General features: G+C 64.7%; 15 protein-coding genes and 1 tRNA gene. 4 read left to right on the forward strand and 12 right to left on the reverse strand.

What is annotated here, in order from left to right:
* Positions 1–32: 32 nt before the first annotated feature.
* Entirely contained in the window at positions 33–1,508 is a 1,476-nt protein-coding gene (locus C6A86_RS26795; RefSeq protein WP_142406827.1) for a HEPN domain-containing protein, read from the reverse strand.
* 515 nt (positions 1,509–2,023) lie between these two features.
* Entirely contained in the window at positions 2,024–2,494 is a 471-nt protein-coding gene (locus C6A86_RS26800) for a GNAT family N-acetyltransferase (RefSeq protein WP_233212934.1), read from the reverse strand.
* Between the two features lie 157 nt (positions 2,495–2,651).
* On the opposite strand from C6A86_RS26800, the gene C6A86_RS26805 reads away from it, so the two are divergent.
* Positions 2,652–3,275, forward strand: coding sequence for a maleylpyruvate isomerase family mycothiol-dependent enzyme (locus C6A86_RS26805; protein WP_105362531.1), 624 nt, complete (start codon positions 2,652–2,654; stop codon positions 3,273–3,275).
* 155 nt (positions 3,276–3,430) lie between these two features.
* Positions 3,431–4,123 carry a maleylpyruvate isomerase family mycothiol-dependent enzyme gene (locus C6A86_RS26810; protein WP_105362534.1) on the forward strand — a complete coding sequence of 231 codons (693 nt, stop codon included), beginning with the start codon at positions 3,431–3,433 and terminating at the stop codon, positions 4,121–4,123.
* A 785-nt stretch (positions 4,124–4,908) separates the two neighbouring features.
* Here the strand turns inward: C6A86_RS26810 and C6A86_RS26815 are convergent.
* From C6A86_RS26815 to C6A86_RS26825, 3 genes are all read right to left on the reverse strand, one after another.
* Positions 4,909–4,999: transfer RNA gene (locus C6A86_RS26815), tRNA-Ser, on the reverse strand.
* Positions 5,000–5,108: 109 nt separating this feature from the next.
* On the reverse strand, positions 5,109–5,561 hold the full coding sequence (locus tag C6A86_RS26820; protein ID WP_105362530.1) for a nucleoside deaminase: 453 nt from the start codon (positions 5,559–5,561) through the stop codon (positions 5,109–5,111).
* A complete protein-coding gene (locus C6A86_RS26825) occupies positions 5,558–6,076 on the reverse strand; it encodes a tRNA adenosine deaminase-associated protein (protein WP_105362529.1) in 519 nt (172 codons plus the stop codon). Before C6A86_RS26825 ends, C6A86_RS26820 begins: the two co-directional genes overlap by 4 nt.
* Before the next feature lie 105 nt (positions 6,077–6,181).
* Here C6A86_RS26825 and C6A86_RS26830 point away from each other — a divergent pair, with 105 nt between their 5' ends.
* Positions 6,182–7,126, forward strand: coding sequence for a prephenate dehydrogenase (locus C6A86_RS26830; protein WP_233212935.1), 945 nt, complete (start codon positions 6,182–6,184; stop codon positions 7,124–7,126).
* On the opposite strand, the gene C6A86_RS26835 is transcribed toward C6A86_RS26830, so the two are convergent.
* The 5 genes from C6A86_RS26835 to C6A86_RS26855 are packed head-to-tail and all read right to left on the reverse strand — an operon-like array spanning position 7,089 to position 11,186.
* The gene (locus C6A86_RS26835; protein ID WP_105362527.1) at positions 7,089–7,715 is read right to left on the reverse strand and encodes a putative glycolipid-binding domain-containing protein; all 627 of its coding nucleotides are present in this window, start codon (positions 7,713–7,715) and stop codon (positions 7,089–7,091) included. The genes C6A86_RS26830 and C6A86_RS26835 overlap by 38 nt on opposite strands.
* A complete protein-coding gene (locus C6A86_RS26840) occupies positions 7,702–8,475 on the reverse strand; it encodes an ABC transporter permease (protein ID WP_105362526.1) in 774 nt (257 codons plus the stop codon). Before C6A86_RS26840 ends, C6A86_RS26835 begins: the two co-directional genes overlap by 14 nt.
* The gene (locus tag C6A86_RS26845) at positions 8,472–9,119 is read right to left on the reverse strand and encodes an ABC transporter permease (RefSeq protein WP_105362525.1); all 648 of its coding nucleotides are present in this window, start codon (positions 9,117–9,119) and stop codon (positions 8,472–8,474) included. The genes C6A86_RS26840 and C6A86_RS26845 overlap by 4 nt, the downstream gene beginning before the upstream one ends.
* An 8-nt stretch (positions 9,120–9,127) precedes the next feature.
* Complete coding sequence (locus C6A86_RS26850; protein WP_105362524.1) at positions 9,128–10,237, reverse strand: ABC transporter ATP-binding protein; 1,110 nt, start codon at positions 10,235–10,237, stop codon at positions 9,128–9,130.
* Positions 10,238–10,244: 7 nt separating this feature from the next.
* The gene (locus C6A86_RS26855; RefSeq protein ID WP_105362523.1) at positions 10,245–11,186 is read right to left on the reverse strand and encodes an ABC transporter substrate-binding protein; all 942 of its coding nucleotides are present in this window, start codon (positions 11,184–11,186) and stop codon (positions 10,245–10,247) included.
* Between the two features lie 133 nt (positions 11,187–11,319).
* Between C6A86_RS26855 and C6A86_RS26860 the strand changes: the two genes are divergently transcribed.
* Positions 11,320–11,682, forward strand: coding sequence for a lipopolysaccharide assembly LapA domain-containing protein (locus tag C6A86_RS26860; RefSeq protein WP_105362533.1), 363 nt, complete (start codon positions 11,320–11,322; stop codon positions 11,680–11,682).
* Here C6A86_RS26860 and C6A86_RS26865 read toward each other — a convergent pair.
* Together C6A86_RS26865 and C6A86_RS26870 are read right to left on the reverse strand one after the other, a co-directional pair.
* Positions 11,679–12,692 carry a phosphotransferase family protein gene (locus C6A86_RS26865; protein ID WP_105362522.1) on the reverse strand — a complete coding sequence of 338 codons (1,014 nt, stop codon included), beginning with the start codon at positions 12,690–12,692 and terminating at the stop codon, positions 11,679–11,681. The genes C6A86_RS26860 and C6A86_RS26865 overlap by 4 nt on opposite strands.
* Before the next feature lie 9 nt (positions 12,693–12,701).
* Positions 12,702–13,301, reverse strand: a complete 600-nt coding sequence (locus tag C6A86_RS26870) for a histidine phosphatase family protein (RefSeq protein ID WP_105362521.1) — start codon at positions 13,299–13,301, stop codon at positions 12,702–12,704.
* Positions 13,302–13,315 lie beyond the last annotated feature (14 nt).

Genomic DNA, 13,315 nt, shown 5'->3' on the forward strand with positions numbered 1-13,315 from the left:
GTCTCCTGCGGCCTCAGTCGCTGAAGGTCCACTCAGGTCGATTTCGGCGCAGGCCAATGCTCTCGTGCGAGGTACTTCGCCGACTTCAATGTCCGATTCTGTTCGAGAGCAATCTTGACCCGTTTAGCCGGAATCTGTAACTGCTGCAGCAGATTTAGGAATACCACGGCAGTTGTCGTGGTAACGATAGCGTTGAGCAGCGGAACGTCGCGGGTCATTCTCTGGCCACCATGCGCCACCGCATTCCGCTCATCCTTGGCCGCTTTCGCCCACGCCTCGGGATTGGGCAGAATCTCGGCAATGATGTCGGGATACGGGATCTTCGCGAGGTCGATGAGCCGCTGCCGAAGTGTGTGCTCGTTCGCGCCGAGTTTCCGGTGCAGCCACTCGCGTTGATCCTTTGGAATGCATTCCATCAAACGTTTTCGCCGTTCATCGAATTCTTTGTCCGGTACCGGCGGAGGGAGCTTCAAGGCTGAATGTAACGACTCGGCGGCGGCAACAGCCGTGATCAACTCTGTCTGCAGATAGCCGCCCCTGACGTACTTCATACCGAAGATCATGTCGCAGGTCGTTCGAAAATCAGCGTGGATACGCAGCCATTCGGAGACAATCCCAGCGAAGTCAACCCCCTCAGACCCGAGCGTGAAGAGCGCGTCACGGTTCGCCACCCCGTCCAAGTCTCGTTCACCCTGGAGAATATGCTCTCCGAAGACGTCGATGGCCTCCCGCGCCCGTGCAGACTCTCTGTCCAACAACGCTTTGGACGGAATCAGCGACTCGCTCAGCAGCGCGCACGGAGCGTCCATAGCGAGGGTAACCAGGTCCTGAAACGCCTTTGCGACCTCGAACCATTCATCCATTGACTTTGGTCTCGACGCGCTGATTTTCAGATATGTGAACGCCGTCGCTGTGGTCTCCAACCGGTCTCGGCGCACATCGAACCTCGGCTGCCGATACTGCCGCACAAGCTTGATCGTTAAGTCCCCGACCGATGCGCTGAGCGGCTGCATTGGGTTGACGTGAACCCGCCAGTTCTCCCGGCGTGGCGAATCCTCCGAGGGATCAACGAAGATTGTCATCTCATCGTGGCGATCCCATTCCGTCAGGTTTTCCAACTCGATCGAAAGGCCGCAGAACTCAGGATCATCCGCGCGATTGAGTAGCACACCAATTAGCACCAGCGCCGCCGAGATATCTTGGTTTCGAATACTTTCCGTGGCCCATCCCGAACGGCGGCGTACGGCCCGACAGTCGACCAAGGTAACGGGGGTGGAGCCCTCGACAGAACCATGTATTAGTGGAAAACGACCGGATCCCCTAGTCACGGAGTACCCAGTCGGTGAAATCGCGGTCCTAGTTCGATCGTCAAAGCCCGACACGAACTTAAGGGTCACGCCATACTCAGGCTCGTAGGTCAAGAATCCTTCGTGAGACTCGTCCGACTTGTCCGGAAGCCAAAAGGTGCCGCGCCAAGTCTGCATGCTCGTTAGATCGTCGCTACTCACGTCGCACTCCCGCGCTGCTTGCCAGCCTGTTGGACCCAACCATGACTACCACCGGTCGCAACAAGCTATCGATGTATCGACGTAATTCCTGTCCCGCGCGCTTGCACTCACTTCACATGCACTAGGAGCACAAGCGCGCGGGACAGAACCTCGCGGCAATGTGGCGCAACTACCGAGCACTCGGCTACCAGGGGTCTGATCTGCATCTACTTGGTGTGCGTACTGCCGAGCTTCACCGAAGAACGGATTGCAGTCATGCGCGATAGCCCCTTCCGTGTTTCAGTGCCGCAGCCAACGCGAACAGGGCGACAATCGATCGCCACATGCGACTGCGAAACAACATCGGCCCTCCTGACCCGCAGAGTCCCCGACCACGTACACGAAATCCACACCGCCCGCTTGATCTTTCGTATGCCAACCCTGTGGGACGGAGGGGATACCGTTTAGATCACTGCTTTGATCGCGCTGCCGACCGCGGGATAGTCGTGAATTTCGCACGGCACTGGCACTTGCTCTCAAAGTTCTCGAGCGAACGTCACATGCGTACTGCCCCGTCCGTCGTAGTTCGTGATGGGATCGCTGACGCTGAATCCCATGCGCTGATGAAAAGCCTGCGATCCGGTATTGGAAGCAGAGGTGATAGCCCGGACGGTGCGACGGCGATGCCAGCGGGCGATAGCGAAGAATCGCTCGTACAGGTCAGCACCGAGCCCACGACCGCGATAGCCGGGGTCGATGCCCACGAAGTGGATGTAAGCCTCGTCCGCTTGCGACTGGGATAGGAAGCCAATGAGAAAACCGACGAGCCGGTCCTCATCGACGATGACAAAGCTGGTATCGGTGAAATGTTGAAAGAACAGACGCGGCACAAGCGCTGCACGTTGGCTCCGAGCAGCGGGTTGCGAATCTTCCCACCACTTGTCGAGCGCATCAACGACATCGAGATAGTCGTGTTCGGTCGGCGGTCGACAGGTCAGCTCGCCCACATTCCGAACCCTACGCATCAGGCTATGGTTGCGCATCACAGGAGCTGTCGTCCCATCAAGCCAAACACGATGCGATTGCTTTCGCTTGTAGAAACGTGGCAACGCCGACCGACGGATCCCGCTGGCAGTGCGCGCGTAGTAACACCAGACTGTCCCTATGCAGTCTGAGCTTTGGGCGAACGTGCACGCCGGACGCGCCGCCCTAGTCGACGACCTCACCGATCACAAGCACATAGATTGGGCCACGCCCTCACTGTGTGCGGGGTGGGATATTCGCGACGTCGTCATTCATCTAGCGGGAGCCGCGACCTTGTCACTCGCGAAGTTCGCCGGCGAGCTAGTGGTTGCCGGATTTCGCCCGAACCGCATCGCCGAGAAGCAAATCGACGCAGGCCGCCAGCGCCCAGCGCTACACGCCGTCAACGCGCTGAGGTCCGCAATCTATGCGACAGCATCACCGCCGCAACCCACGATCACGCGGGTGATCGAGATTGTCGTTCACGGCGAGGACATTCGACGGCCACTGCAGATCGCGCACGCCTACGACACCACCCACATCGCGCACGCGCTGAGTTACCTATCCCGCGATCATCGCTTCGGGGCAAAGACCCTGATCCATGGGCTACAGCTGTGCGCGACTGACGCTGACATCGCAGTCGGACAAGGTGATCGAGTCGAAGGTCCGGCGGTAGCACTACTCCTCGCGGCATCCGGACGCGGCGCAGCGGTCGACGAGCTCAGTGGACCCGGTTGCCAGTTGCTCGAACAACGCATGCAGTGAACTCGTCGCCTATGCGGAGACCTCGTCGCCGATCCGATCCTCGCGGGCCTGAGAACCGCCTGCGCTGCCAACAAAGTACTCGCCAACGGAGAGCCACGATCACAACGTTTTCAACTAGTAACTCTGGTTCAGCGGTGCGCCGTAATCTGGCCCGCGTGGAAAACGATGCGCTACTAGGTCAGCTGCAAGGCGACGTGATCGCCATCCAGGCCATCGCACTGGCCGGCGGTCCAGATCTGGACCGCCAGGTGCCGAGCTGCCCAGGGTGGACGGTCACCGAACTTCTGAGTCACCTGTGGGTGGTGCAGACGTGGGTGCGATCGATCCTGCGCGACCGTGAGCCGCAACCGACTCCGGACGCGGGCCCGTCCCCGGTCGCCGATTTCATTGACGGCATCCCCGACTTCCTCACCGCCATGGCCGCAATCACCGCCGACGAGGCGTGCTGGACCTTTGGCCCCAAACCGCGACAGGCGGGCTGGTGGATCCGCAGGCAGGCCCATGAACATGCGATCCACCGCGTCGACGTGGAAGCCGCCTTCGGCACCACGCCCACCTTCGACGCGGCCTTCGCAGCAGACGGTGTCGACGAAGTGGTGTCCATGTTCTACCCGCGCCAGTTGCGCATGCAGCGCACCACACCGGTCTCCGAAACGATCCGGATCCTCGCCGCAGACACCGGGGATCAGTGGACGCTCGGCGACGGCGACCCGGTCGCGTCGGTCACCGCCGACGCCCAGACGCTCTATCTCGCCATGTGGAAGCGTGGCGATCTCGCCAACATCACCCGAATCGACGGCGACAGTGCTGCAGTACGCCGATCGCTTGGCCTGGCGCTGACCCCGTAGACACCGGCCCAGGCCATCTGATTGAGGACCGCCACGAGCACGAGGCGATGAATACCCGGAAGGACTGCCAAACTGTCGACTACGCACCGTGCTACATCCGGCGGATAGCGACCCGCATGTACACAGCGAATGAAGCTCCGGATGCGAAAAGTCAATCGAGACAAAGGAATTCGCACCCGGACGACTAGCTTTGATCATGGCAAATGAAACCACCGGCCCGAAAGTTCGAACCCGTCGTCCACTGATAATGAAAAATAATTCCAATATGACGGAAGGAAGTGGATGGCTTTCGAACCCCTCACCAGAGACGAAACGCCTACTAGATCTTTCGTGCACCATTCTGCGGGATCGAGGTACCGCCTAATTCGCTCTCAAGCGCCCGCAGCGCCGTTGGCATCGCATCCAGTCGTTCGGCCCTTCGTGAACCAGGACACGCCACCGCTTGACTGCTTTCCCCTCTGGAGACCAGTGCTCGACGTGGTGCGGCAATGACAGCGCATCGATGGCGGGAGCGGGCGTGGAACTACTGTTGCCGCCAACGAGGCAGCTCAGTGGTGAACCTTAGGTGGCCACTCATCGCTGATCGCTGGTGCTGGGTTCGCAGCGCATCGTTGATCAGCGTCGACCATCGACTCCTCTTCGATACCGATCTGGATGCAGTTGCGGCACCCTGCATAAGTCGTATTCAGTCGGGACTGTGGGCAAAACGTGGGCACACGGTGGGCACGACGCCAGCCAGCAAACATTAAAATAGCCCCCCACCTGGGCGAGCAGGTGAGGGGCTATGGCGGTGGCGGAGGGATTTGAACCCTCGGACGGGGGTTACCCGTCACACGCTTTCGAGGCGTGCTCCTTAGGCCGCTCGGACACGCCACCGCGTGGCAGCTTACCGGGGACAGCCGGTTGGCCATAATCGCGCCGATTTCTACGTCACGGTCGCGATCGGCGGGCGCTGACGACCCTGGTGTAGAAAACGGCGCAGCACTCAGCGTTGCCGGGCGAAGAACTCCTCCAGCGGGGCCGCACACTCCTGCGCGAGCACCCCGCCGCGCACCTGCGGCCGGTGCACGAGCCGGCGATCGCGCACCACGTCCCACAGCGAGCCGACGGCCCCGGTCTTGGGCTCCCAGGCCCCGAACACCAGCAACCCGACCCGGGCCATCACCAGCGCCCCCGCGCACATGGTGCACGGCTCGACCGTGACGGCCAGCGTGCAACCCTCCAGCCGCCATCCGTCACCGAGTCGTGCGGCGGCGGCCCGCATCGCCAGGATCTCGGCATGTGCGGTCGGGTCGCCCAGTGCCTCTCGGGCGTTGGCGGCGCGGGCAAGTTCGGTGCCGTCGGGCCCGAAGACCACCGCCCCGATCGGCACATCGTCGACGGGCGCGGCGCGGGCCACCTCGAGGGCGAGCCGGATCAGCTCCTGATCCGGTTTCACCGACCCAGTTTGTCGAGCACCGCGGACAGTTCGTTCTCGAAGCCCATCCGCTCGGCGATCGCGGTGATCTGCTCGTCGATCTCCATATCGTCATCGGAGATAATCACACCGAGCACACCCGCGGGCAGTCCGACATCGGCGAGCAACCCGAGGTCGCCCTCCTCGAACGGGTCCGCGTCCTCGAGGTCCTCGTCGTCGATATCGGAGTCCAGTTTGTCGAGCACCTCGGCGGCGATGTCGTAGTCCAGCGCGGCGGTGGCATCCGAGAGCAGCAACCGCGTGCCCGCCGGGGCCGGCCGGACGATGACGAAGAACTCCTCGTCGACGTCGAGCAACCCGAAAACGGCGCCGGCGCTACGCAGCTCCCGCAGTTCGGTCTCGGCCGCGGTCAGGCTGTTGAGCGCACCCTTGCGCAACGGAGCGCACCGCCATTTGCCGTCCTCCCGGACGACCGCGACCCCGAATCCGCCCGGCATGTTGGCAGCCTCCTGCGCCGGCGCACGCTGTGCTCCCATGGGTGCTAACGCTAGTCCCCGCGCGGGACCTTTGACCACCTATTCACCGGCCGGCAACCCGGCGCCCGGACCGTGTGCCAACCTAGAACCGTGACCGAGACTCCGGTGTGCGTGCTGGGACTGGGATTGATCGGCGGCTCGCTCATGCGGGCGGCGGCCGCGGTCGGCCGTGAGGTGTTCGGCTACAACCGCTCGCTGGACGGTGTCCAAGGCGCCCGGCTCGACGGATTCGACGCCACCACAGCCCTCGACGATGCGCTGGCGCGTGCCGCGGACACCGGGGCGCTGATCGTGCTGGCCGTCCCGATGCCGGCACTCGGCGTCATGCTCGAGCACGTTCGTGCGATCGCGCCGGACTGCGCGCTGACCGATGTCATCAGCGTCAAGGGTGCGGTGCTGGCGCAGGTCGAGTCTGCGGGGCTGCGGGCACGGTTCGTCGGCGGTCATCCGATGACCGGAACCGCGCACTCCGGCTGGTCCGCGGGCGACAAGGACCTGTTCGCCGGCACCCCGTGGGTGGTCGCCGTCGACGACGGGGTCGACGCCGAAGTCTGGGCGATGGTGGCGCAGCTGGCGCTGGACTGCCGGGCGTTCGTGGTGCCGGCCCGTTCCGATGAGCACGATGCCGCGGCCGCGGCGATATCGCATCTGCCCCACCTGCTGGCCGAGACGCTGGCCGCCACCGCGAGCGATGTCCCCCTGGCCTTCGCGCTGGCCGCCGGATCGTTCCGGGACGGCACCCGGGTCGCTGCCACCGCCCCGGACCTGGTGCGTGCCATGTGCGAGGCGAACTCCGAGCAGCTGCTCACCGGCCTGGACCGCAGCATCGAACTGCTCACCCGGGCCCGCGAGCACCTGGCCGCGCACGCCTCGGTGGCCGATCTGGTCGAAGCCGGCCACGCGGCACGAGTCCGCTACGACAGCTTCAGCAGGCCCGACATCCTGGCGGTCACCGTCGGCGCACCGGGCTGGCGGGAGGAACTCGCCGCCGCCGGTCGCGCCGGCGGGGTGATCAGATCCGCGTTGCCAGTCCGGGGTAGTCGAGAATGAAACCGTCGTCGTCGACGGTGATGGTGGTGTCGGCGATCGGCGATTTCAGTCCGATCTCCGCCCCGCCGGCGCTGCTGTAGCTGATCGTCTCCAGCTCCACCGTCAGTTCGGGCAGGCGCACGTACACGACGGGAACCTCCAGCGACTCCGCCCGCTGGTGCAGTCCGGTGCGGCGGATGGGCAGCGCGTTGAAGAACGGGCTGAACACGACGTCGACATCCATGGCGCCTTCATAGGCGGCGCGGCTGGTCTGGTTCTGGTGGTCGCGCACCAGCCACATGCCCTCCTCGTCGCGGGCGATGGACAGCTGGCGTTCCCGTTCGGCCAGCGTCATGGTCAGCGACAACCGCTTGGTGGCACCGGTCTCGTCGGTGACCAGGTCATAGGAGGCGCTGAACGCGGGGTCCGAGGAGGTGGCGGCCGAGACGATGCGGCCGTACGCCTTGATGCGGTTGCCGGACAGCTGCACACGCACCGACTCCATCCGCGGCACATCGTGCGCACGCCAAGTCAGGATCGCCGGCCAGGTGCCTGCAGTTTCATCCGTGGCGCCCGTGCCTGATTGTGGGGCTGGTTCAGTCACCCTCATACCGTATGCGAACGTCCCCACGCTTCGTACCCGCGTTGGATGATTCGAGTGCTACTTCGTCATCCAGGAGTGGCTGGGGTAACCCGGCGGCCCGTTTTCCGAATCGGTCACTACCCGGCTGGGACAGCCACACCGCCAGCGCCAGCACCCCGTCGAGGATAAGTGCGAGCAACGTCACCAAAAGCGCGCCGACCAGTGCGAGATAGAACTCACGAACCTTGATGCCGTCGATCAGGTAGCGACCCAGCCCACCGAGGCTGGCGTAGGCCGCGACGGTGGCGGTGGCGACGATCTGCAGGGTCGCGGTGCGCAGACCGCCGAGGATCAGGGGCAGCGCGTTGGGCACCTCGACGCGCAGCAGCACCTGCCGTTCCGTCATACCCATGGCCCTGGCCGCGTCAACGACGGCGCGGTCCACGTTGGCGATGCCCGAGTAGGTGCCGGCCAGCAGCGGCGGGATCCCCAGCAGCATGAGCGCCACCGTCGGCGGGATGAGGCCCAGCCCCCACAACAGCACACCGAGCAGCAGCACACCCAGCGTCGGCAGCGCCCGCAGCGCGTTGACACCGGTGACCACCAGGAAGGTGCCGCGGCCGGTGTGCCCGATGATCAGCCCGATCGGGATGGCGACCAGCACGGAGAACACCACCGCGATCGCGGTGTATTGCAGGTGTTCGACGATGCGGATACCGATGCCCGCGGGGCCCGACCAGTTCGCCGAGGTGAAGATGTAGGACAGCGCCTCCTGCAGGAAGTTCATCGCGCACCCGCCTTGGTTCGGGTCCACGGTGTGATGGCCTTACCGGCCAACAGGATCAGCGTGTCGATCACCACTGCCAGCACGAAGATGGCGATGATGCCCGCGATGATCTGGCCGCTCTTGTTGGCCTGGTAGCCCTCGGTGAACCAGGTGCCCAGGCCGCCGATGCCGATCACCGAACCCACCGACACCATCGAGATATTGGTCACTGCAACCACGCGCAGGCTGGCGATGAGAACCGGGATGGCCAGCGGCAGTTCGACTTTGAGCACCCGGGTGAGCGGCCGGTAGCCGACGGCGGTGGCCGAATCGAGCACCTCGGGCGGTACCGCATCCAGAGCTTCGGGGACGGCCCGCACCAGCAGCGCGGTGGTGTAGAGCGTCAGCGCAATGATGACGTTCGCCTCGTCGAGGATGCGGGTCGGGATGATGAGCGGCAGCACCACGAACAGCGCGAGCGACGGGATGGTGAAGATGATGCTGGCGATGATGGTGACGATCCTGCGGGCCTGCGTGGTGCGCTGGATGAGCGCGCCGATCGGGACCGCGATGAGCAACCCCAGCACGACCGGCACAAGCGACAGCCGCAGATGGATCAGCGTCAGCGTCCAGGCATCGTCGAGGTGGGTCAGCAGATAGTTCACGCGGCCGCCTACCCGACCTTCGGGACCCGGCGCTGCTGCTTCAGCGCGGCCAGCACATCATCGGCCTGCACACCGCCCAGCAGGCGGCCGTCCTCGTCGACGGCCACCCCGAGTCCGGACGGCGAGGACAGGGCCGCGTCCAGGGCCAGTCGCAGGGAACCGTCGGGGCGGAAGAATGACCCACCGCCGATGGTGCTGTCGTACAACGCACTTCCGTTGCGGTGTACGTCTACGCCCTCGGCGTTGATCCAGGCGAACGGCTTCCCGTCGGTGCGCAGCACCAGCGCCCATTCACCGGGGGCGAGCTGAAGCTGGTCGATATCGTCCTCGGCGACCTGGCGGATATCGTGCAGCGGCAGTCCGGTCGCCTGGAAGAACTGCAGACCGCGGTAGCCGCGGTCGGCACCGACGAAACCGGATACCAGCTCGTTGGCCGGGTTGGACAGCACGAACGACGGTTCGGCGTACTGCTGCAGCACCCCGCCCCTGCCGAACACCGCGACCTTGTCGCCGAGCTTGATCGCCTCGTCGATATCGTGGGTGACGAACACGATGGTCTTGCGCAATTCGCTTTGCAGCCGCAGGATCTCGGCCTGCAACTCCTCGCGAACCACCGGGTCCACGGCACTGAACGGTTCGTCCATCAGCAGGATGGGGGGATCGGCGGCCAGCGCCCTGGCAACCCCGACGCGCTGCTGCTGACCGCCCGAGAGCTGGGATGGATAGCGTTGCGCCAGTTTCGGATCCAGGCCGACGCGCTCCAGAACCTCCAGCGCGGCCTTGCGGGCGCTGCGGCGCGACTCGCCCTTGAGCACCGGCACCGTGGCGACATTGTCGACGACCCGCTGATGCGGCATGAGCCCGGCGCTCTGGATCACGTACCCGATGCCGAGGCGCAACTTGACCGGGTCGACCTTGGTCACATCCTCGCCGTTGACCGTCAGAGTGCCCGAGGTTGGCTCGATCATCCGGTTGATCATCCGCATCGAGGTCGTCTTGCCACAGCCCGACGGGCCGACGAACGCCGCTAGCGTGCCCTCGGGGACATCGAGGGTGAGGTCGTCGACCGCGACAGTGCCGTCGGGGTACCTCTTGGTGACGTTGGTGAACGTGATCATCGCGTACTCACTTACCCGGCAGTGGTTGGTCGAAACCGTTGTCCCTGATCCATTTTGCGGCCGCTTCGTCAGGGTCGACACCCTCGTTGCCCTCGACCGACGTGTTCAACTCGATCAGCGCTTCGGTGGTCAGCTTGGCGCTGACGGCGTCGAGCACGGATTTGAGATCGTTCGACATCTTCTGCGAGGCGACCAGTGGCACCACATTCGCCGCCAGGAACACGCTCTCGGGATCTTCGAGCACCACCAGGTTGTTCTTCTCGATGGCCGGCGATGTGCTGAAGATGTTGGCGGCGGTGACGGTGCCGCCGGTCAGGGCCTGCACGGTCGCGGGCCCGCCGCCATCGCTGATCGCCACGAAGTTGGCGGGCGCGATATCGAGTCCGTACTTCTGCTTGAGGCCCACCAGCCCGGTGACACGGGTCTGAAACTCCGATGGCCCACCGACTTTCACCTCAGGTGAGCGCTTGGCCAGATCGGCGATGGAGGTCAGATTCCACTCCTGCGCGATGTTCTCCGACACCGCGAGGGTGTCCTTGTCCTCGGCCGGTGACGGATACAGGATCGACAGGTCGCCGGGCAGCGCCTTCAGCAGTGCCAGCAGTACGGCGTCGGATGTGGTGGCAGTTGCCTCTGGATCGAAGTACTGCAGCAGGTTGCCGGTGTATTCGGGGATCAGGTCGATGGAATGATCCTGTACGGCAGGGATGTAGGTCTCCCGGCTGCCGATGCCGAACTGCCGCTTGATGGTGAAGTCGTTGGCTTCCAAGGCCTGGGCGTAGATCTCGGCGATGATCTTCGATTCGGTGAAGTCCGCGGAGCCGACGGTGATCGCCTTCAGGTCGCCGGAGATCTCACCTCCACCCAGCGGGTTCGAACTGCCACAACCGGCAACCGACAGGGTGAGCGCAGCGGTACACAAGACGATGAACTTCCGGATGCGGCGCATACCGTCCCCTCGGCCGTTGGTGCGTCGATGCGTGGCAATTTTCTCGACAGTAACGGGCCTGGCCGGGACATGCCGGGCTTTAACTCACCGTGAGATGGTTTGAAATCGTGCGTGAACGGGCAAGATGAATGCCATGACGACCGACCCGCACGCGGCACACGCTGAGCCGGAGCAGCCTTACGAACCTTTGGGCGCAGCGGAACCGCCGCCGCCCCCGCCGGAGGATGCGGTCAAATTCACCAGGGCGGCAGCGCTCTGGACCTCACTGATCGCCGGATTTTTGATCCTGATCGTCTTGCTGATCTTCATCGCGCAGAACACCGACCCGGGCACCTTCCACTTCCTGGGCTGGAACTGGACGCTGCCGTTGGGTGTGGCCCTGCTGCTGGCCGCGGTGGGCGGCGGACTGCTCGCGGTGATGGTCGGCGCGGCCCGCATCGTGCAGCTGCGTCTGGCAGCCCGGAAGAACCTGAAGGCGGCCCGCCGGACCTTCTAGACGAGCTTGAGCCCCTCGGCGATCAGCGGGGCCACGGCTGCGCCGACCGCAGCGGGTGCGTCGCCGCCCTCGCGTCCGCGGAAATCGATCCCCGCGGCGATGATGGCCAGCTTGAAATAGGCCAGGGCCATGTAGAAATCCCAGTTCTGCAGTTCCTGGCCACTGGCGACCGCATAGCGCTGGGCCAGGTCATCGGCGGGCGGCAACAGCTCCGAGGTCCAGGCCGCCCGCATGCCGAGCACATCGTCGAAGTTGGGGTTGCGGTAGACGCACATCAACGCCGCATCCGACAGCGGGTCACCGAGGGTGGACAACTCCCAATCCAGTACCGCGCGCACCACCGTCGGATCCTGTGCGTCCAGGATGGTGTTGTCGATGCGGTAGTCGCCGTGCACGATAGAGGCGCGCGGACTGGCCGGGATCCGTTCCGCCAGAATGGAATGCAGCTTCTTCACATCGGTGTCCCGGGTATCGTCGGGCAGCCGCACGTGATCCCATTGCGAACCCCAGCGGCGCACCTGGCGTTCCAGGTAGCCTTCGGCCTTGCCGAAGTCGCCGAGCCCGACGGCCGCCGGATCGACGGCGTGCAGATCGGCGAGCACCGTGATCAGCGCATCGACGCAGCCCTCGATGACGGCGGCGTCACCGAGGGAAGCAAGTTCGTCGGCACTGCGCACCACGTTGCCCTCGACGTTCTCCACCATCTGGAACGGCGCGCCGAGCACGGAGTCATCGTCGCGCATGGTCACCGCACGGGCCACCGGCACCGGGGTGTCGGCGAGCGCGGCGACCACCTTGTACTCGCGGGCCATATCGTGCGCCGACGGGGTCAGACCGTGCAGCGGCGGGCGGCGCAGCACCCACTTCGACGCATCGTCGAACACCCGGAAGGTCAGATTGGAACGGCCACCGGAGATCAGCTCGCTGCGTAACTCGCCGGTGCGGGCGATACCTTCGGCACGCAGGTGGGCGTCCAGGGCGTCGAGATCAAGTCCGGCCAGAGAGTTCACCGAGCTTTTCTACCATTGCTGGTTCCGCGGCAGCAGGTCCCATACGTGTTCGGTGCCATTGACCGAGGCCACCGACAGCCGGCCGCCACGAGAGGACAACACCCGGGTGACGCCCACGTAGTCGACCTGGACGCACAGCAGCCGCGCCGTCTGCATCACCCGATGCACCACCGCGTTGATCACACCGCCGTGGCTGAACACCGCCACGGTGTCATCGTGGCCGGCCGTCGCCACGATGTCGTCGATGCCCGCCCAGATCCTGGCCTGGAAGGCGACGGGATCCACGTCGCCGGGCAGATGCCCATCGATGAGGCGCTGCAGGTCTTCCTTGGAGATCTCCTCGATCGGTGTGTAGTGCGACAGACCGTAGTCGTACTCGGCGAGCCGTTCGTCGACGTCGACGGGCATCCCTAGCGCGTCGGCGACGGGCTGCGCGGTCTGCTGCGCCCGGCGCTGCGGGCTGCTCACCAGCCGGGTGATGGGGAAACGGGACAACGCTTCGGGCAGCCGGGCGGCCTGCGCCAGCCCCTCCTCGGACAGGTGCGGATCGGACCCCTCGCCGGGCTCACTCCGCAACGGCAGCGCATGTCGGACCAGAAGAAGTTGCACCGTGACACCATAGG

Source organism: Mycobacterium sp. ITM-2016-00316, from assembly GCF_002968335.2.
GTDB lineage: Bacteria > Actinomycetota > Actinomycetes > Mycobacteriales > Mycobacteriaceae > Mycobacterium.